The 19806-nt window shown below is 63.6% G+C and carries 14 protein-coding genes; all 14 read left to right on the top strand.

Going from position 1 to position 19806, the window contains the following annotated elements; translation table 11 throughout:
* Positions 1-11 precede the first annotated feature (11 nt).
* From V5B40_RS13295 to V5B40_RS13230, 14 genes are read left to right on the top strand one after another with little or no spacing between them, the layout of a single operon-like run.
* Positions 12-455 (top strand): phage tail protein, encoded by a 444-nt coding sequence (locus V5B40_RS13295; RefSeq protein WP_332354952.1) that lies wholly within the window; start codon positions 12-14, stop codon positions 453-455.
* A gap of 2 nt (positions 456-457) precedes the next feature.
* Complete coding sequence (locus tag V5B40_RS13290) at positions 458-649, top strand: DUF5908 family protein (protein ID WP_332354951.1); 192 nt, start codon at positions 458-460, stop codon at positions 647-649.
* 1 nt (position 650) lies between these two features.
* Positions 651-1382 (top strand): CIS tube protein, encoded by a 732-nt coding sequence (locus tag V5B40_RS13285; protein WP_332354950.1) that lies wholly within the window; start codon positions 651-653, stop codon positions 1380-1382.
* 21 nt (positions 1383-1403) lie between these two features.
* On the top strand, positions 1404-3044 hold the full coding sequence (gene vgrG, locus V5B40_RS13280; RefSeq protein WP_332354948.1) for a type VI secretion system tip protein VgrG: 1641 nt from the start codon (positions 1404-1406) through the stop codon (positions 3042-3044).
* Positions 3045-3104: 60 nt separating this feature from the next.
* Positions 3105-3293 (top strand): hypothetical protein, encoded by a 189-nt coding sequence (locus tag V5B40_RS13275; RefSeq protein WP_332354947.1) that lies wholly within the window; start codon positions 3105-3107, stop codon positions 3291-3293.
* A 4-nt stretch (positions 3294-3297) separates the two neighbouring features.
* Positions 3298-3714, top strand: coding sequence for a GPW/gp25 family protein (locus tag V5B40_RS13270; RefSeq protein ID WP_332354946.1), 417 nt, complete (start codon positions 3298-3300; stop codon positions 3712-3714).
* Between the two features lie 8 nt (positions 3715-3722).
* Positions 3723-4157, top strand: coding sequence for a hypothetical protein (locus V5B40_RS13265; protein WP_332354945.1), 435 nt, complete (start codon positions 3723-3725; stop codon positions 4155-4157).
* A 15-nt stretch (positions 4158-4172) separates the two neighbouring features.
* The gene (locus V5B40_RS13260) at positions 4173-8591 is read left to right on the top strand and encodes a hypothetical protein (RefSeq protein WP_332354944.1); all 4419 of its coding nucleotides are present in this window, start codon (positions 4173-4175) and stop codon (positions 8589-8591) included.
* Between the two features lie 28 nt (positions 8592-8619).
* Positions 8620-10095 (top strand): tail fiber domain-containing protein, encoded by a 1476-nt coding sequence (locus V5B40_RS13255; protein WP_332354943.1) that lies wholly within the window; start codon positions 8620-8622, stop codon positions 10093-10095.
* A 15-nt stretch (positions 10096-10110) separates the two neighbouring features.
* The gene (locus tag V5B40_RS13250) at positions 10111-12282 is read left to right on the top strand and encodes a hypothetical protein (RefSeq protein ID WP_332354942.1); all 2172 of its coding nucleotides are present in this window, start codon (positions 10111-10113) and stop codon (positions 12280-12282) included.
* A 14-nt stretch (positions 12283-12296) separates the two neighbouring features.
* Positions 12297-14435, top strand: coding sequence for a hypothetical protein (locus tag V5B40_RS13245; protein ID WP_332354941.1), 2139 nt, complete (start codon positions 12297-12299; stop codon positions 14433-14435).
* 16 nt (positions 14436-14451) lie between these two features.
* Positions 14452-16275 (top strand): contractile injection system tape measure protein, encoded by a 1824-nt coding sequence (locus V5B40_RS13240; protein ID WP_332354940.1) that lies wholly within the window; start codon positions 14452-14454, stop codon positions 16273-16275.
* Positions 16275-17657, top strand: a complete 1383-nt coding sequence (locus V5B40_RS13235) for an ATP-binding protein (RefSeq protein WP_434735874.1) — start codon at positions 16275-16277, stop codon at positions 17655-17657. Before V5B40_RS13240 ends, V5B40_RS13235 begins: the two co-directional genes overlap by 1 nt.
* The gene (locus V5B40_RS13230; RefSeq protein WP_332354938.1) at positions 17654-19597 is read left to right on the top strand and encodes a hypothetical protein; all 1944 of its coding nucleotides are present in this window, start codon (positions 17654-17656) and stop codon (positions 19595-19597) included. The genes V5B40_RS13235 and V5B40_RS13230 overlap by 4 nt, the downstream gene beginning before the upstream one ends.
* Positions 19598-19806: the final 209 nt, after the last annotated feature.

Below are 19806 nucleotides of genomic sequence, written 5' to 3'. Positions count from 1 at the left end.
GGAGCCCGACAATGAGCGATCCGATCCTCGGTATGCGCTTCAGCGTACTGTTTCTCGCCGGGGGAATTGTGCCCAATCCACTCGACATCCGCTTCCAGAGGGTCTCGGGGCTGTCGGCCGAGGTCGAGACCGAAGCGGTGAGCGAAGGTGGGCAGAACCTCTACACCCAGCGCGTGCCGAGAGGCATCAAGTACAACAACCTGGTTCTCGAACGCGGCATGGTGGTCGGTTCGCCGCTCAATCTGGAGTTCAACGCCGCCATGTCCTTGTTCAAGTTCGCCACCTCAAATGTCCTGGTCACGCTGCTCGGCGAGGACAGGCAGCCGCTTGCCGCATGGCTGTTTCTCAAGGCCTACCCCGTCAAGTGGTCGACGTCGGATCTGAACGCCGAGCCCGCGCTGGTGATCGACACCCTCGAGCTCGCTTATACCCGCATGCAGGCCTTGCGAGTCTGATCATGCCGGTCGAGATCAAGGAACTGGTAATACGCGTCGTGCTTGGTGACGACCGCGACGGCGCAGGCAGAGAAGGGGTGGAGGCCCTCTCTGCCGTGTCGAAGGGCAGATTGGGTGCCGCCAACAGCGAAGAAATCGTGCAGGAGTGCGTGCGCCAGGTCCTGCGCATCCTGGCCAAAGAAAAGGAGAGATGAAATGGGGTTGGGGAATCTATTCAAGCTGGAGAAGCTGCGGATAGAAGCTTTCAAGGACGCCGACCGGAAATCCCCGGCCGATCCGTCGGCCATGGAAGTCATGTTCAATCCCGCCAGCTACAAGCGAAAGTACGAGATCGCATTCTCTTCTCCGCAGCCCATGGGTTCGGCCAGCAAGCCTGCAGGCTACAGCTTCACTCCTCCGGGCGAGCTGGCTTTCCAGTTCGTTTTTGACGGAACCGGCGTGGCCTATTCCGGAGTCGAGCAGGCGGCGCGCGCTTTCAGCGGCGAGAGCGTAAAGAAGCGGATCGAGAGGTTCGAAAAACTCTGCCTGACAGTGAACGGTGACAGCCATCAGCCCAACTTTCTCCGCATCTCCTGGGGGGATCACCTGAAGTTTGACGCGCGGCTGCGCTCGCTCGACATCACCTACAAACTGTTCGACGAGGGCGGAGATCCGCTGCGTGCGGAAATCGACGCCCGCTTCATTGACGACCGGACGGCCGAAACGATTGCTCTGGGCACCGACAAGAAGTCTCCCGACCTCACGCATCTCCGAATGGTCAAGAGCGGGGACACCTTGCCCTTGCTGTGCAAGGAGATCTACGGGTCGTCCGCTCATTACCTGCGTGTGGCGGCCGATAACGGCCTCGACGATTTTCGTCGCCTCGTCCCCGGGAAGACGCTCTGCTTCGCGCCGTTGAAGCGCGGCGAGCGCGCGCCAAAGAACTGATCGTTCATCGGCCAAGCAATCATGAGCGTCGTCACTGCCACCATCCTGAGCGAGCAGAAGCAGATCGATGAGATCTATCAGTTGCTCTCGATCGACATTCGCCGGGAGGTCAACCGCATCCCCTACGCCATCCTGGTGCTGCTCGACGGCGACGTCGCGAAGCGCGAATTTTCTCTCAGCAATGACCAGGTTTTCGAGCCGGGAAAGGAAATCGAGATCGTCTTGCGCCATGAGGGGGAGACCGACGACGCAACGCTGTTCAAAGGTCGGGTGATCACGCACGGGGTTGAGGCGAGCGCCCGCGGCTCGCTGCTCAGGGTCGAGATCAAGGATGCCGCCGTCAAGTTGGCACAGACGCGAAAGAGCGCCGTTTTCATCGACCAGTCCGACGATGAAGTAATCAAGAAGATCATCGCGGACGGCAAACTCAAAGGCGGGACGGTGGAAGTGACCCAGCCCAAACATCCGCAGATCGTCCAGTATGGCTGCTCCGACTGGGACTTCCTCGTCTCGCGTGCCGACATCCAGGGGCTGCTCACCGTCGTCGAGGACGGGGAGATTTCGCTGCGCAAGGCGGACGCGAGCGCGCAGCCCAAGCACCGCTTCGATTACGGCATCGACGAGATCTACGATTTCGAATTCCAGGTAGACGCCGGCAACCAGTACCCGAGCGTCAAGAGTAGTGGCTGGGACCTCAAGCAGGCTGCGCCCACCGACCCGGCGGACGCCAGGGCATTTTCCCTGGCGCAGGGCGACCTCGACGGCGGCAAGCTGGCCGACGTCGTCGGTTTCGAACCCTGCCTGCTGTCGCATCCGGTACCGGTGGCTCAGGAGGAACTGCAAGCCTGGGCGGATGCGCGCATGATGCGCAGCCGCATGTCGATGATCCGCGGCCGCCTGGCAACCCGCGGACTCGCCGAGCTCAAGCTCCTGGATGTCATCGAGATCGACGGCGTCGGCATGCGCTTCAACGGCAAGACTCTGATTACCGGGATCTGTCATCGCGTCGATGGTGACGGTTGGCGCAGCGATATCCAGTTCGGTCTTTCGCCGCGCGCTTTCTGCCGCGAGGAAGGCATCGCCGATGCTCCCGCCGCCGGGCTGCTGCCCGGCGTGAGCGGCCTGCAGATTGGCATCGTCGACAAATTCGCCGAGGACACGGACAAGGAGCTGCGCGTCAAAGTCGTTCTTCCGGGCATCGGCGCCCAGAGCGAAGCGCTGTGGGCGCGGCTGGCGGCGCCCGATGCCGGCAAGGATCGAGGTTACTTCTTCCGTCCCGAGGAAGGCGACGAAGTCGTCGTCGGCTTCTTCAATCAGGATCCCCGACAACCGGTGATCCTTGGTGCGCTATACGGCTCAAAGAATACCGCGCCGCCGGACTGCGCCGAAATCACCAAGGACAACCTGAAGAAAGGCTTCGTCACCAGGGCCGGCACGAAAATCCTGTTTAACGACGACGAGAAGGCTTCGCTAACGCTCGAAACCGCGGCCAAGAACAAACTCCGTCTGGACGACGACATGGAGACGATCGAAATTTCCGACCAGCACGGCAACAAGATCACCCTCGACAAGGATGGCATCACCATCGAGAGCGCCAAGGACCTCAAGCTCAAGGCGAGTGGCAAAGTCGAGATCCAGGGCGCGACGGTGGACGTGAAATGACCGCGCAAACCTACTGCGGGCCGATACGGCGGCCCGACGACAACCGTTGAAAGGACTACCATGCAGGAAATCAAACTTGAGCTGGCGATCGAAGACGTCAACCTGATCCTGGAGGCGCTGGGGAGTCTTCCTTTCGCCAGGGTCTACACGCTGATCGGAAAAATCCAGCAACAGGCCGCGCAGCAGCTTCAGGAGAGCGGCGCCGAGAAGGCTGACGCCGGTCCACCGATGGCCCACACGCTGGAATGAAGCGATGAGCAGCGACAGCTCCTTTCTCGGCACAGGGTGGAGCTTTCCGCCGAGCTTTGCCTCGGCGGGGAGCGATGTGCACATGGTCTCGGCGGCCGAAGACATCGAACAGAGCCTGACGATCCTGCTCACGACGCGGCGCGGCGAGCGCGTGCTGCAGGACGACTTCGGTTGCGACCTGAGCGAATTTCAGTTCGCCGAAGTCAGCCAGGGGCTGATCGGCCGCATACGCAGCTTCATTGCGGACGGCCTGCTTCATCACGAGCCGCGGATCAACCTGAACGACGTCGACGTTTCGCTGAGCGGCGCCAGCGAGGGGCTGCTCTTGATCACTATCGACTACACGGTAAAAGCCACCAATTCGCGTTACAACCTGGTCTACCCGTTCTATCCGAACGATGCGACCGAGCCGGTGGGCTGACTGCAATCATGTCCGATTCCATCCTCATCGAAGGCGATCAGGTCATCTTCCTCCCGGCTTTTTCGCCGGCGATCGTGGTCGTGCAACCCGGCAAGCTCGAAGGCAGTGGTCCGGCGACGATTGGTGGCAAGAAGATCTGCGTAGACGGCGACGAAGCGAAGGTCTCCGTCGCCGGGTGCACCTACATGACCCCGCAGTATTCGATCCCCGGCACCGGCACTTTGAAGATCTCGGCGCTGGCCGGCGACCAGAAGGCCAAGAAAACGCAGACCGGTGGCAAGCCGGTGCTCCTCAAGGGCGGCAACTTCACCGCCAGGTTCGAAGTCCAGAGCCCGGCACAGCAGCCGCCTCCCGGGCCGGGAGCGCCGATACCGGATTCGGCGAGCGACTACAGCGGCAAGGGCATGTTCGTCACCACCAACAGCAAGTTCATGGGCGACTAGGAAACGGGGAACGGCATGGCAAACGACCAGCAGGCGACGCTTCCACAAGCGCACGACGGCACCAGCCAGTCGGGCCGGATTCTGCGTGAGCTGGATCCGGACTCTGTCCGGGTCGACGAACGCACGACGCGTGAGCTGCTGGCTTTCGTGCAAGCTTACGCGCGCGAGCTGAAGTACTTCGGCATCGATGATCCCGATCAGGCACAGGGAGACTGGGGCGGCTTCGTCGGCTCCATCGACCTCGACCTGGCCGCACGCTATGCGGACGAGCCGGAGAAATTTGCGCCGGAGGCTGCGAGCGCGTACGCGCGGCCGCACTTTGCCCTGTTGCTCACTTTTCTCAAGCTGCTCGAGAACACGCGCGCGCAACTCAACACCCTGACCGGGCGGCATCTCGAATTCTTCTACCGCGACGTCCTGAGGATGATCCGCAAGCGCGCGGTTCCCGACCAGGTCCATGTGCTGGTCGAGCTCGACGGTCGTACGGAGGCCGTGCAACTGCCTCCGGGAACGGCACTGCGCGCCGGCAAGGACCGCCTGGGCAGGGACCTCCATTACCGCACCAACAACGAGCTGATCGCCAGTCAGGTGCAGGTGGCGCAAGTCAGCTCGCTGCATACCGAGATCAGGCACATCGGCATTCGCGAGGCGCGCCGCGAGTATCTGCTGCGCGGCACTCCCGAGGAAGCGTTCGTGGCGATGTTGAGAATCGCCCTCGGTCAGCCGAATCCCGGCGATCCGCTGCCGCTGCCGATCTATGCGGGTGTGCCGCCTGCCAAGTCGGACGTGCGCTTCGAAAACCTCGTTACGGCCCGCGATCTGATCGCTATCGTCGACAGCGGGCTGGGCATGTCGATCTTCGCCGACTTCCGCGAGCTGATGCGCTTGAAGCAGCTGCGCGCGAAGAGCGATGCGGGGGACTGGCAGAGCATCAACGGCTATCTCGCCGAAGCCGGTAGGAGGCGCGACCCGGCCTTCAAGATCGATCCGATCACTTCGAGCCGTTTCACGGCCAACCTGGAGGCCGCGCTGAACAAGCAGCTGGCAATGCTGTTCAATGGCTTGCCCGAGGTCGATAGTGTGGAGGAGGCCTACGCCGCGTACTGCAAGCGGCCCGAGGACGTGGAGGCATTTCTTGAGGTAGCGCTGAGCCCGCTGACGCTGGCCGATTTCAAGGCCATGATGGACATCAAGGTGCTCAAGCTGGATAACCAATGGGAAGCGATCAATCAACTACTGGAAACAGCCGGCAAGCGCAAGGATTCCAACTTCCAGCTGCCCCCCGTCGAGCGCGCAGCGCACGATTTCGACAGCAAGCTGGCGACCGTGGCGACCGTCGCCCCGCATTTCGACTTCCCCGGCGGCATCGATGCCTATTTCGAGGCGTTCCTCGCCATCGAGCGCTACTTCTTCATGTCGGCTGAGAACTTCATGTTCATCATGTCCGTTGCGGGGACGGTCGAAGATCGGAATTGGCAGAAGGTCTACGAGATCGTCGACGCGGCGCACCGGGAAATGATCTACGCACGGCGGCGCAAGGCGCTCGCGACCCTTGCGCAGCCCGGCATCGCCGTAAACGATGGCACATGGGCTTTGCGCGACCTACTGCTCGAGGTGCTCGGTCTCGACAGGATCGAGAATGTTGACCAGGCGCTCGCAGGGCTTGGCGCACTCAAGCTAAGCGCACCTGACCAGCAATACCTCGCCAACATCGCCAGGACGATCGAGTCTACCGATTGGGGTCGCGTCTACCACATGCTCGAAATCGCCCAGCGCAACCGGGAGAACTTCAAAGAGCCCGTCGCCGAGAAAGTCGAATGGCGCAATCTCTATGCCGCGGCGGACGCCAGAGCGGTCCTGGCACAGCCAGCACAGGCGGAGCCTGAGGCCTTGCCACGCTGGAAAACTTTCGGCTGCGGCGAGCAGCGCCGCGCCGAGCTGCCCGTTCCGGCGCCGCTAATTGGTTGGGCGATGTCGTCGCCGCTACTGGCCCTTGCCGAGGGAAAGCGGACGATAGACTTGACGCTCGGCTTCGCCGCCGACCCGCAGAGCTTCGATCCCGAGAAAGTCCGAGGGCTGCTCGCGCCAACGGATAAAGCCCCGAGCGTCGCGACCTTCAACCCCTTCCATGTACAGATGAGTACTGCCAAGGGCTGGATCGAACCACTGTCCGTGGAGATCACCTGGAACGATCCAGCGATGGACTATCGCGAGCAGCGCGACGTGGGCGTCACAAAGTTGCGCGCGGTGATGTTCCGCTTGGTCCTCTCGGAGAGCCAACCGCCGCTCCTTCCGCCAACGCTCGCAGTGCACGGCGTCGAAATGCCGGTGCCGGTTGTGCGGCTGATGCTCAAGCCGATCTGGAAGGACGAGGATTCCTGCTACGTCACCAGTTACCAGCCGTTAGGCAAGCTGACGCTGATCCGCGCCCGCCTGGTCGTCAAGGTCGAAGGGCTTGCCGGTCTGTGCATTCGCAACGACCAGACCATCCTCGACGCCAGGAAGCCGTTCGAGCCCTTTGGCACCCAGCCGGCGACAGGTTCGCGCTTCTACTTCGGGCATCGCGAGGTGCTTGGCAAGAAGCTCGACTCGCTCGGCTTCAACATCACCTGGATGGGCGTGCCGAAGACACTCGGCGCGCACTATGCGAACTACCCGAAGCTGGTCGTGGCAGCTAGCGAGGTTCCGCTCGACAACCAGAAGTTCACGGCGAAAGTGAGACTAGCCGATGGCCATGTGCTGAAAGACTTTTCTCCTGGCCTCGCGCTGTTCGAAAAGGACAACGCCACCAAGCCGGTCGCGGTAACTCTGCAGGCCCCGGAAGATCAGGGCAACCCGGAGCACATGCTCGCCAACTCATCCGATGTCACCGAATGGAACCGCTACTTCGTGTGGGAATTGAACGAGCCGGACTTTCAGCACGCCGTCTATCCGACGCTCGCACTGCAGCAATCTCTGGCGATGGCGGCGGCGATTGCCAACAAGAACCCGCCGACGGTGAATGCCGCCACTTACCAGGTCAACCCACCGTACACGCCGAAGATCAAGGCACTGACCGTCGACTATGTGGCCTCCGCCGACCTCGTCCTCGACCCGGCAGCGAGCGGCACGGCGGCGATGCGCGTTTTTCACGTCGAGCCTTTCGGCTATGCCGAGCTGAAGCCCGAAGGCGCGCCGCCGGGTTGTCCGTTCCTGCCGCAGTACGAAAACGAGGGCGAGTTGTACATCGGCTTGCGCAACGTCTACGCTCCGCAGAGAGTGTCGCTGTTGTTCCAGGTCGCCGAAGGCAGCGCGAATCCGGACGCGCTACCCGAGCCGGTGCAATGGAGCTACCTGAGCGGCAACCGCTGGCTGACGCTGCACGACGGTAGCCTCCTCGCCGATGGCACGCGCGGGCTGATCAATTCCGGCATCGTCGAGCTGTTGCTGAAACCGGCAGCGCCCAACACGCGGTTGCCCGGCGGCTGCTACTGGCTACGCGCCGCCATCGCCCGTTCGTCGGACGCCGTGTGCGATCTCCTAGACATTCATCCGAATGCGGTGCTCGCGGCCTTTGCCGACGACCACAACGCGCCCGAACATCTGAGTGAAGCCCTTCCCGCCGGCCGCATTGCCAGGCTGGTGACGCCACAGCCCGGCGTCGCGCACATCCGCCAGCCGTACTCCTCGTTCGGCGGAAAAATGGCCGAGCAGGACACGAGCTTCAACGTCCGCGTCAGCGAACGGCTGCGACACAAGAAGCGCGCGCTGACGGTCTGGGACTACGAGCGGCTGGTGCTCGAGAAATTTCCGCAACTGTACAAGGTGAAGTGCCTGCGCGCCGACCCCAGCGCGCCTCGGGACGAACCCGGCAGAATCGAGCTGATCGTCATTCCGGACATCCGCAACCGCCTGCCCTTCAACCCGTTCGAGCCCAAGGCCCCGGTTGACCTGCTGCGCGACATCGACGCCTTCCTGCAGGACAAGACGCCGCCATTTGCCACCGTCAGGGCCAGGAACGCGCGCTACGTTCCGGTGATGGTCCGTTGTGGCGTGCGCTTTCGTTCCGGCAGCGACGAGGGCTATTGCCGGAACCGGCTCAACGATGAGCTCAACCGCTTCCTGTCGCCCTGGGCCTACGACGAAGGCGCGGACATCGTCATCGGCGGCAGCATCTACGCCAACAGCATCATCGATTTCCTCGACGGCCGCGAGTACGTGGACTACCTCGCCGAATTCAAGCTGTTCTCGAGCCCGGACGATGGCCAGACCTTCAACATCGTCCCCGAGGGCGATAGCTATCACGTTCGTGCGCAAAGCGCGGACGACGTTCTCGTCGCGGCGCGCAAGCACGTCTTCGACGTCATTTCGCAGGCCGACTACCGCGTCGAACGACTCACCGGCATCAACTACATGAAGATCGAGCTCGACTTCGTCGTCGCTGCATTCGACTAACGAACCATAGATCACAGGAAAGACCGCCATGGAAATCAAGAAACTCGACCGCAAAGCGCTGAAGTCTTTTTTTGTCAAGAACGCGATTCCCACGGAAGGCAACTTCAAGGACCTGATCGACGGGATGATCAACGCGAAGGACGACGGCATCGTCAAGCTGCCGGACGAGCCACTGAGCCTACAGGCGGACGGCAACGCTACCAGCCAGAAGAAAGTGATCAATTTCTATGGCAATTTCGCTGATCCCAAGCCGGCGTGGACGCTCAGCCTGAATCCGCGCGTCGATGCCAACGACCCAGCGACCGCCAGGCCGGGTTGGGACATCGGTGACGCCGACGGCAAGAGCAGGCTGTTCATTGATCAGAGTACTGGGAATGTTGGCATCGGGACGTCGAATCCCACAGCGTCATTGGAAGTGAGTGGTCGTATCAAGGCCTCGGACATTTGCTTTGGCTCGGGCGGTTGGGCTAGATCCAACCAAGGTGGATCAATCGAACTGGGAGACAGCCTACAGGCAGGTGTGGTTCCGTACATAGACTTCCATTACGGTACAGGCTCTGGCCAGGACTTCAACATGAGGATCATCAACAACGCGAACGGGCGCCTGTCTATAGACGGTGGAAACTTGGTCGTGGTCGGCGCCGGAAGCGTTGGTATAGGGACGGACAGTCCCGCGGGCAAATTACATGTCCAAACTGGTGGCGACGGAGGATGGGATAAGTTCGTCGTCAAGACGACGAACCGATGGGGAGACGGCAATAACCAGTACGTCACAATAGGTGAAGGTGGCGCGAGCGGCATCATGTTGTACAACCCTCACGTCGTATGGTACGAGCAGGAAGCTCGAGCCTCCATTCGCATGGGCCGTAGCGGGGGCGTACCGAGTGGCCATTGGTGGGATATCGGGGTTCGTGGCGGAAACTCGTTTTCGATAGTGAACGGACATGCGGGCGTTACAGGCCTTGTCATCGATGCCGGGGGCAACGTCGGGATCGGCACTTCGGACATGAAGGCGAAGCTGAATGTAAACGGCGGTATCAACATGGCCGCAGGGGGTGTCCTCTACAGCCCGGGGCGAATGCATATCGACGGCGCCGAAATTCTGTTTCTCTTGCACAAGCAGGGAGTCATCATCGGCAGGGAATGGGGGGGAACCGGCTCACTCACGGTACAGGGCCCGTTGTGGGCCGGCAGTCTCCTTGGCGTCTCCGATCTGCGCTTGAAGAAGGACGTGGGTCCGTTGATACAGGCGCCGGAAGACATCCTCAAGCTGCGCGGCGTTCGTTTCAAGTGGCAAGACGCCGCCGAGGACGATCCTTATGCGATGGGACTAGTCGCGCAAGAGGTGGAGGAGTTCTTTCCGGAGGCAGTTGGTACCGGTCCCGACGGGATGAAAGGCATCAACTATTCGGCGCTCATCGCGCCGCTGATCGAGACCTTGAAGCAACAGCAATCCCAGATCGGGGAGCTGCGCATGGAAATCGAGGCGCTACGAGCGCTTTGACGCGGCGGCCAAAACATGGACAAGCCCGAAAATCACGCAGTGCTTGAATCGGCGACCGCCGCGGTGCCGGATTTCCCGTCGCTGCGCCAGCAAGCGATGGCGCTCGTCCGCTCCCTGGCCGGCGATGCCTGGACCGATCACAACACGCACGATCCGGGGATCACGATCCTCGAGCAGCTCTGCTATGCGCTCACCGATCTCGGCTACCGGAGCCAGTTCGCGCTTCCCGACCTGCTGACCCGCGAAGGATACGAGCCCGGCGCGGATCTTCCCGCGCCAGCGCAGATCCTGCCGACCAGCCCGGTGACGATCAGCGACCTGCGCAAGCTGGTGATCGACGTTCCCGGCGTCAGGAACGCCTGGATCGACCTCGTCGACGAGCCGGCAGCGACCTTTGATTCGGCGAGGAGGGACGAAGTGAGCGCTCTTTCCCCGGCGACTAGCCCGCTCGCTGCGGCGCCGAGCCCTGATATTTCGGAGATCCGCGTGCAAGGGCTGCTTCGGATTCGGGTCGAAATGAGCGACGTCGACGAGACGGCGGTTCGCTCGGAAGCAGCGCGCACGATCCGCAGCGAGGTGGCGCGGCGCGTGCATCGCCATCGCCCGCTGGGAGTGGATGTGCACGAGATCGACGTCCTCGATGACGAGCCGATCAGGCTTGGCGCGACGCTGGAGATCGGCGCAGTGGGCGACGCCACGCGGCTGCTGGCGAGCATTTTCCAGAGTATTGCCAGCTACTGCTCGCCGGCGGTGCCGTTCCGCACGCTGGCGGAAATGCTCGAGCGCGGCCGGCGGGTCGATGAAATCTTCGAGGGGCCGCTGCTCGATCACGGATTCATTGACGACGAGGACCTGGCCGGAATCGAGCGACGCAGCTCGGTGCGTGTTTCGGATCTGATCCGCGTACTGATGGCCGTGCCGGGAGTGCTGGCGGTCAAGAGTCTGCATTTCACCGATAGCGATGGCAAGGCGGTCAAGGACTGGTTGCTGACCGTCGATGCCGCCAGGAAGACCCCCCGTTTCGATCTGGAGAAATCGGAAATCCGCCTGCAAAGGCGAGGTATGCTGATCGACCAGGCGGGAATCAAGCGGGCGGCACAGCTGCTGTACGAGTCGCGCACGCGCGACACTGCGCCCCGCAGCCAGATCGAGGAACATGAACTGGAACTGCGCCCGCCGCCAGGTCGCGACCGCCACGTGGCCAGCTACCATTCGATCCAGGAACTTTTTCCGCTGAACTACGGCATAGGCGCGGCGGGATTGCCGCAGTCGGCGGCGCCAGCCCGGCACGCTCTGGCGAAGCAATTGAAAGCCTACCTGATGTTCTACGATCAACTTCTGGCGAATCAATTCGCCCAGTTGGCCAACGTCGGGAAGCTGTTTTCTTGCCGCGACGAAACGCCGGATACGAACGATGCGGACGGTGCCGACGATTCGTACCACGCGTACCACTCGTACTTCTCGCAGGTCATTCCCGACGACGGCGTGCTCGGCCTGGACGATATTCGCGTTTCGGGCCCGGATGAGCATCGCGCGCTGCTGCAGCGGATCACCGAGGAGCCGTCGGACGCCGCCGGGTCGAAACGCAAGCCAGGCCTGCAGCGGCGGAACCGTTTTCTCGATCACTTGCTGGCGCGCTTTGGCGAGCAATTTCACGACTACGCAATGTTGCAGGCCGGCGAGGGGGCGTCAGACGGCATGGCGCGCGCCGAGCGGCTGGTACGCGACAAACGCGCCTTTCTGCGCGATTACCCGCGCATCGGACGTGACCGCGGTACGGCGTTCAACCTTCTCGAACCCGTTGGCGCCGGCAACCGCTCGGGGCTGGAATTGACGCTGCGCCGCAAGCTCGGCATCGCCGATGACGAGCAGTTCTATCTTGTCGAGCACATCCTGCTGCGTCCGCTGCCGGGCGACGTGCATCAAAGTCGTCCGCTGTTTCGCGACGCGCAGCTGCGCGATCCCTACTCGCTGCAGATCAGCCTGGTTTTCTCGCGCTGGCTCGAGCGCTACCAGGACGCCAACTTCCGGCAGTTCGTGGAGCGGACGGTGTTCGAGGAAACGCCGGCACACCTCAGCGCCCGCGTGCTGTGGAAGGAGGAAAGGGAGATGCAGGCCTTCGAACTGGCGTATGGCGCCTGGCTGGAGCAATGGCGCAGCTACCGCCTGGCCGAGTTGGAGTATTGACGGAGTATTGACCGATGAGCACGATGAGCAGCACGCCTGACCATGCCATCCCGCTGCGCAGCGCGCGCGATCGGCTGATCGACCTGCTCGGGATCGCCGACACCTACCCGCTGACCGACCTGCACGTCGTCGCCGAGCCACCCAAGGTCTCGTACGGGGGCACCGCCAGCATCCAGATTGAAAACGCGCAAGCGGGCGTCAGCTACCAGTTGTTCGATCACGAGGGAAATTCGCTCGGAGACAAGTTCAAGCGCGACGGCGCCGACACCACGCTGGGGATCAAAACGCCGGCGGTCCTGGAAGACGTCACCTATCGCATCCTGGCGAGCAAACAAGGAGCTGCGGGCTCGACGCTGCCTGCGCAGATTCCGCACCTTCTTGACGACCTCGCGCCGGTCAAGGTCGGCATTGACACCAGCCTGGGGATCAGCATCCTGGCAGCGCAGGTGCTCGATGGCACGCTCTCGGATCCGAAGCCTTCCGATCCGCGCATCGCTCCCTACGAGTCCAGCGTCGAGGTGCAGGTCGACAAGACGCAGGAAGGAGTCATGTATTCGCTGATCGTCGACGAGCGCGAGCTGCCCGGAAGCAAGCCCGGCAACCTGGGCGCGGTCAGTCTGCAGACCGGCCCGATGACCGAGGATGCCGTGATTCGGGTACGTGCGACCAAGACCTTCGCCGCTTCCGCAAATCGGCTTGACGAGAGTGATCTGCTCGATGCCAGGCTGTACCTCAAGGTGCTAGCCAATCCGGAGCTCGCCGTCTCGACCGACCCGCAGCCGATTCTTGACTACCGTCAGGGCGCGGCGATCAAGATTGCCGCCACGCAGAAAAGTGTCCAGTACCGCGCCTACCTTCGTCGAATAGCGGACGCCGACTTCGTGCACGGCGACGCCGGCGGTGCGGACATGGTAACGGTAACGGTGCCGGTGCCGGGGTGGCCGGATGTGCAAGTGCAAGTGCCGCCGCCAACGGCTCCCGACGCGTGGCGGAGGTGGCAGACGCCCGTGGGGTATGCGCCCCTCGGCGACGGTCCGGTGCCCGGCACCGGCAAGCCGCTGCGCCTGCCGATACCGTCCTTGACCGACGACTCGCTGATCATCGTCCAGGCGCTGAAAGAGCATCGGGTCGATGCCGGCAATCCGGCTTCAGCGATCATCTTGTCCGCCGTCCGGTTGAACCAGGCCGCGGCGCTGCTCGTACGTCCCGACCCGGAGCGGGTGCTGACGCTGCGCGTACCGCTGATCGGCGTGCAGACCGGCAACAGCCTGCAGGTCGCCGGTGGTCAACCGGGGGTCTTCTACCACTTCCGGCCGTCGTCGGCAGGCGACGAGTTGCCGCTGCCGGCGTATTTCCACCAGCGGGATCAACACGACGTGACCCAGGCCAAGGGCGTCGATCAACTCGGCGTCGAAATAGATCTGGTGCTCGCCGCCGATCCGGAGCCTCCGCTGGCCGCGGGCGCCGACCTGGCGAGGGCTTTTCCGCGTCTGCCGCTGCTCGACATCACGCCCTTGCCGGCCGGCACCAGCCTGGCCTGCCGCGCGGTGAAAGCACAGACCAAGGTCGCGGTGGCGATGGCACAACTCGCGCAGCTCGCGGCGGTGCCCGCGATCCGGGCCGAGCAGACGGTTATCGACTACGGCAGCAGCGCGAAGATCGTGATCTCCGACAGCCAACCCGAGGACCAGTATCAGGTGACGCTTGCAGACGCCGCGGTGGGGCCCGCGCTGACCGGGAACCATGGCGAACTGGTCATCGGCAGCGAGCCGTTGTACGCGGATGCAGCCTTCGAGGTGGTCGTCTCCAGTGTCGCCGAGCAAGGCATGCGCGTCGAGCGCGTGCTGGCGGTTGAGGTGCTGGTGCGGCCGAACGCGGCGCTGCCGGTATCGGCGACAGCCGACGCCGTCGCACTGAACGCGGGCGCTCAGATCGTCGTCGAGAAAACCCAGCCCGGCATCGATTACCAGTTGCTTTCCGGGCAGGCAGCCATCGGCCCGTCGCTTCCCGGCAACGCGGCGAGCATCGTTCTGCCGACCGGACCGATCGCCGCGGACACGACGTTCAGCGTCGCTGCCGCGCGCGCCGACAAACCGGAAATCGCGGTCGTTCTTGCGGCGCAAGCGACCGTGAAAATTAGATCCGGCGCCTGAGCGCAGCCGCCGAACGATGATCGCCCAACAGCACAAGATCATGCGCCAGGTTCTGGAAGTCCACGGCTGCTCGCGCGACGCGGCACAACTCCTCCAGTCGCAGCTGCGTGACGCCTACCGCGAGCGCCTGCTGCCGCTGATCGAAGCGATTTGCTCGGAGCTGAGCGCGCCGGGTCGCATCGATCGCGTCGACAGGCTGGAGATCGACCTCGGCGAGCTGCCGCTCGAAGCGTTCGAAGCCGCATTCGCCGACAGCTTCGCGCCGGCGTTCCGCAGTCGGCTGGCCGACGCCATCGACGATGCTCCGGAGAGCGATGCCGATCTGGAGTTGTTCGAACATTTCATCCGGACGGGAACCGTTCCCTGGTGGGCCGACGTGGCCGACCGAAATTTGCTGCCAGCCGCTGTGGCGCGTTTGCTCGGGCGTGCCCCGCGAACGCTTCGGCGAACAATAGTCGCTGCAGCCGACGGCGAGCGAACGCTGAGGCGGATCGTTCGGGCGTTCTCCGATGGTTTGCTCGATCACTTGGCCGCCGTGCTCGCGCCGCGCTGGTCCGCAGCCTGCCCGGGCCTCGGCAGTGCCGTCATCGCCATTGTCGGCTCGCGGCGCGAGGGGCAGGGCAAGTCGGCACGTGCAGAGCGGGCGCACGCCGAGCGCCATCTCCTCTGGGAGGAGATCCTGCGCGCCGCGATCGCCGAGGACGCTTCGGCAGCCGAGGCGCCGCGTATTTTCGGTGCGGTTCTGCGACGCGTTGCCCGGCGCAGGCAACTTGACTATCACTCACTGGCGGCCGATCTCCATCGCGTGCTCGCCGATGCCAGCGTGTCGGTGCCGGCCTGGATGCGCGAGGTCATGGAAGCTCTGTGGCGCGAGAGCGGCGGTGACTTGCCGGCAACCCGCGACGCCATTCCGGCCAGTGAGTCGGCGCGCCGGCACTTCCTGCGGCTGCTCGAACAGTTCGACTCGCCCACCGCTCCAGCACCCGACGGCGGTTTGTGGCAGCGGCTGGGCGCCGTCTTCGGCCGCCTGCCCGCGGTGCTGCAAGCGCAAGCCATCGAAGCGTTTGCCGTCGTACAGGATGGTGGAGTCGAGAACTTGAGCAGCACGATGATCGACACCCTCGCCGCACTGGTGCGCGCCGCGCTCGCGCAGCAGCTCCTTGCGCCCGGCGTGGTCGACCGCTACGCGGCGAGGCTGCAGCAATCGGCACCGCCGGGAATGCCCACTGCGGTCTCCTCGGAACTCGGCGCGAAGCTGCTGAACGTTTTGGGCACGGCACAGGAGCCGGTGCCGAGCGCGTCGAAAAGCACCCCGCGAGTCGACCGGGCCTTCAGTGACAGCGACGCGATTTACGTCGACAACGCCGGCCTGGTCATCCTCTGGCCGTTCCTGCAGAGTTTCTTCGGTCGCCTCGGGCTCGTGGACGAAAAGCGCTTCAGGGATGAGGCCGCGGCGCAGCGGGCGGCGGGTCTGCTGCAATACGTCGCCACCGCCGACGAGGCGCCGCCGGAGTATCTGCTGCCTCTGAACAAGTTACTCTGCGGGATTGCGCTCGACGAGGTGTTCGATTTCGGCGAGCCGATTAGCGCCGACGAAATCGAGGAATGCACCGGCCTGCTCACCGCGGTGATTGCGCAGGCACCGATTCTGCACCAGATGTCGATTGCCGGCTTTCGCGGCAGTTTCCTGCTGCGCCAGGGGCAACTCAGCGTGCGTGACGGGAATTGGCTGCTGCGCGTGCAGCGCGAAACGCACGACATCGTTCTCGACCGCTTCCCGTGGAGCGTCCAGATCGTCAAACTGCCGTGGATGACGGCGCTGATGCAGGTCGAGTGGTGATGCCCTTGGGTGCCAATCTACCTCTGGAAACGCTTAGGTCCTCGCTGATCGAGCTCAACGCGCGCGACCTCGAACAGGAACTCGCGTGGTTCGCACGCCTGCTCGATACGCGCTTCAAGCTCTATTTCAGCCAGGAAACGAGTTACAGCAGCGTCTTTGAGGTCGCGCCACCCGAATTCGGCACTCCCGAATCGGCCTACGCGGGTTTCCTGCGCCATTACGCGTTCTCCTTCGTCGAGCGCGTGGCGCTCGTCCTCGGCCTCGTGCCCCACCTCCGACCGCAACTACTCGACATCTTCCACACGGTGAACAAGACATTTGACCGCCGCTTCACCGAGTTCGGTGGCCTTCGTGATGAAAACGGGGACTTCGTGCCGACCGGCGAAACACTCGCCTTCATCCTCGCGGGCACCAATCTCGAAACCCGCTTCGCGCTTCAACCGATCTTCGACCGCGACCATTGTTTCGCCCGGCATGACCTCCTGCGGCCCGTCCCGCAGAGCCGCGACGAGCCGTTGATGAAAGCGCCGCTGCGCCTCTCGGCGGAGTGCCTGGGCCTGGTCACCACCGGCTACGCCCGGCGCCCAGACTTGAGCGCCGATTTTCCCGCCCGCCACATCCAGACCCGGCTCGAATGGAGCGACCTCGTGCTGCACCCAGGCACGCTCACCCAGGTACAGGAAATCGAGATCTGGCTGCGCCACGGCGACACCCTGATGGACGACTGGGGTATGGGGCCGAAGCTGCGGCCCGGCTACCGCGCGCTGTTCTACGGTCCGCCCGGCACCGGCAAGACGATGACCGCCTGCCTGCTCGGTAAATCGACGGGCCGCGAGGTGTACAAGGTGGACCTTGCGTTGGTCGTCTCGAAATACATCGGCGAAACCGAAAAGAACCTCGCCCGCGTCTTCGACCAGGCACAGCACAAGGGCTGGATTCTCTTCTTCGACGAAGCCGACGCGCTCTTCGGCAAGCGAACCGAGACCAGGGACGCACACGACCGCTACGCCAACCAGGAGGTCTCTTTCCTGCTGCAGCGCATCGAGACCTTCGACGGCATCGCCATCCTCGCCTCCAATCAGAAAGACAACATCGACCAGGCCTTCGCCCGCCGCTTCGAGTCGATCATCTACTTCCCCATGCCGCGCCACGAGGAGCGCTTGCGCCTGTGGCGGCAGGGATTCTCGCCAAAAGCCCGGATTGACGAAGCCGTCGATCTGGACAAGATCGCGGCGCAGTACGAGTTGTGCGGCGGCTCGATCATGAATGTCGTTCGTTACGCGTCGCTGCAGGCATTGGAGAGCGGCGACGGCGTGGTTACGCTCGACACGCTCCAGCGCGGCATTCGCCGCGAGCAGGGCAAGGAAGGGAAAGCGACATGAGCACCCCATTCGTGAAAACCCACACCTCGGCCAGTAAAGCCAACAAGAACAGGGGCGTCGCGTCGCAACAGTCATCCAGTGGAAAGAACGGCGTCGCGGTTGCCCCGCCCGCTTATGGAGTCGATTTTGTCGATCGCGGAGTACCGGCAGGCGCGTCGCATGTCGAGAGTCTGACCAACGAGGAACTGATTGCCGCCATGGCGATCGGGTCTGGCCGCGGCTCGTCGGTATTGGGGCGCGAACAGGAGCGGCGCGTCCGCCTGGGCCACAAATGGCTTGAAGAGACCTGGGATGTGGCGCCGTCGCGCCTGATCCAGGTCGTGCCGAAGGGCCCGGCCATCGAGGTGCTGGTGGCTGACATGGCGCTTGCCATGGGGTCGCCCATCGACATTCGAAACAAGCCAATTCTCTCCGAGCAGCAGTTCAGTGCGTTCCTCGCGGCGCATGCCATTCCGGCGATGACACCCAGGGAATACCTCGCGGCGCGCGCCGGCCGCGCCGGTGCGCTGGGTGCTCTGGGTGGCGATGCCCACCTACAAGGAGTGCAGGTCGCCGAGGCGCGCGCCTTCTCGCGCCAGCCAAGCACCACCTGGATGGGGCAACGGGCCGAGTATGGTCAGATGAGCCACCCGTTGTTCGGCGACCTACTGCATTACGACTACAACAATCGCGGCTGGGTCGACACGCGTGGCGGTGCCAACGTGCTCCACCTCGCTGCCGAGCGCAACTTCCCAATCGTGGATTTGCGCAGCCGACCGACCGGCGCCAATCAATCGCTGAAGACCAGCGTTCAAGACCCAAGTGGTCGAAATCGGTACTACGCCGAGGGCCTGGGCGATCTCACCGGAGGACGCCGCCCGGACTTGTTCGCCACCATGCTGCAAAACCTGCCCGGCGGGCAGACCACTGCCACGGACTTTCTGGCGTCGGCACAACTGCTCATCCCGCCAGGCGACGTGGCGGCGTTCCAATCGCTGCTGTCCAACCCTACGGCACCCATGACAGCGAAGAGCCGTCAGCCGCTGTACCGGCTGCAGTCTTTCACCCCCATCTTCGACGGCTTGCTTGCGGCCGACCCGGCGCGGTCGACACCGGGAGGACCGCAGTACAAATCGGTGGCTGCGCTCGATGCCGCCGTGGCGGCAAACGTCATGACGCAGGCACAGATGGACGCTGTGCTGCAGCAGCGCGGTCAACGGGCTGCCGGCATGGTGGCCGGTCACAGAGAAGGCGTGGGCGATCTGCGCGCCGACGTCAAGCTGCGGAGCCGCACCGGTAGCCCGGCAAGCACCGAGGGCATCGTGGGGCCCGAATACCTGGCCGCGTCTCGCTATGGCCGGCAGTACGGTTCGTGGGGCGCCGGAGTGTCTGCGGGTGCGTTGGGGGTGGCACCGCGCGGCGGTGCAGCTGGTGCTCTGATTGCGGTCATCACCGACACCGGAATCATGCTTTTCGACGGGCGTGACAACCCCGAGGCTGTGGAGCGACTGAAGCGCAGCGCTGGTTACGGGTTCCTCGGTGGCACCACAGGGGCGGCGACCGAATTTGCTGCCCAAGCGCAGATTCAGCGCCAATTGGTGGCACGAACGCTCACTGCCGGCGCACCAACGGCCGTTCGCAGCACGTTGTTGCGCGGGGCGGGTGGCGCGGCGGGCGGCGGCATCGCTTCGCTTGCCGTTGAGACCTGGCAAATCGCCACGGAAGAAGGACCGCACTCGGGCGAAGAGGTCGCGCTGCGCGAAGGTCGCGCCCTGGTGATCGGTGCAACCAGCGGCTTCCTTGCCACCGTCGCTGGCACGGCCGCCACTGGCGCGCTCGCGGGCACGGTGGTGCCGGTCGTCGGCAATGCCGTGGGGCTAGTCGTGGGCCTACTTGTCGGCGTCGGCGTTGCCCTCGCTATGGAAGCAGCCATTCGGCGGCCGAAGCGAACTGGGGAGTAGCTAGGAAAGAAAAGTAGAAAGGGGTCAGATCCCTTGCACCGTTCTACAGGCGACATATCAGCGAAACTTATCAGCGACATGGCGGTTTGTGGGAGGGTCGCCACCGGTGCAACGTGATTGAGTCGTAGACCTATCTGCTCTCGTGCATGCGTTACAAGGAGCTGAATCCGGTGAGGGTCGCGATGGTCGATCATCCGGCCAAGTCCCGT

The sequence above is a fragment of the Candidatus Accumulibacter meliphilus genome (assembly GCF_036625345.1).
GTDB lineage: Bacteria > Pseudomonadota > Gammaproteobacteria > Burkholderiales > Rhodocyclaceae > Accumulibacter > Accumulibacter meliphilus.
Note: the sequence above shows the minus strand (reverse complement) of the source record. Positions and strands in the feature narration are given on the sequence as shown.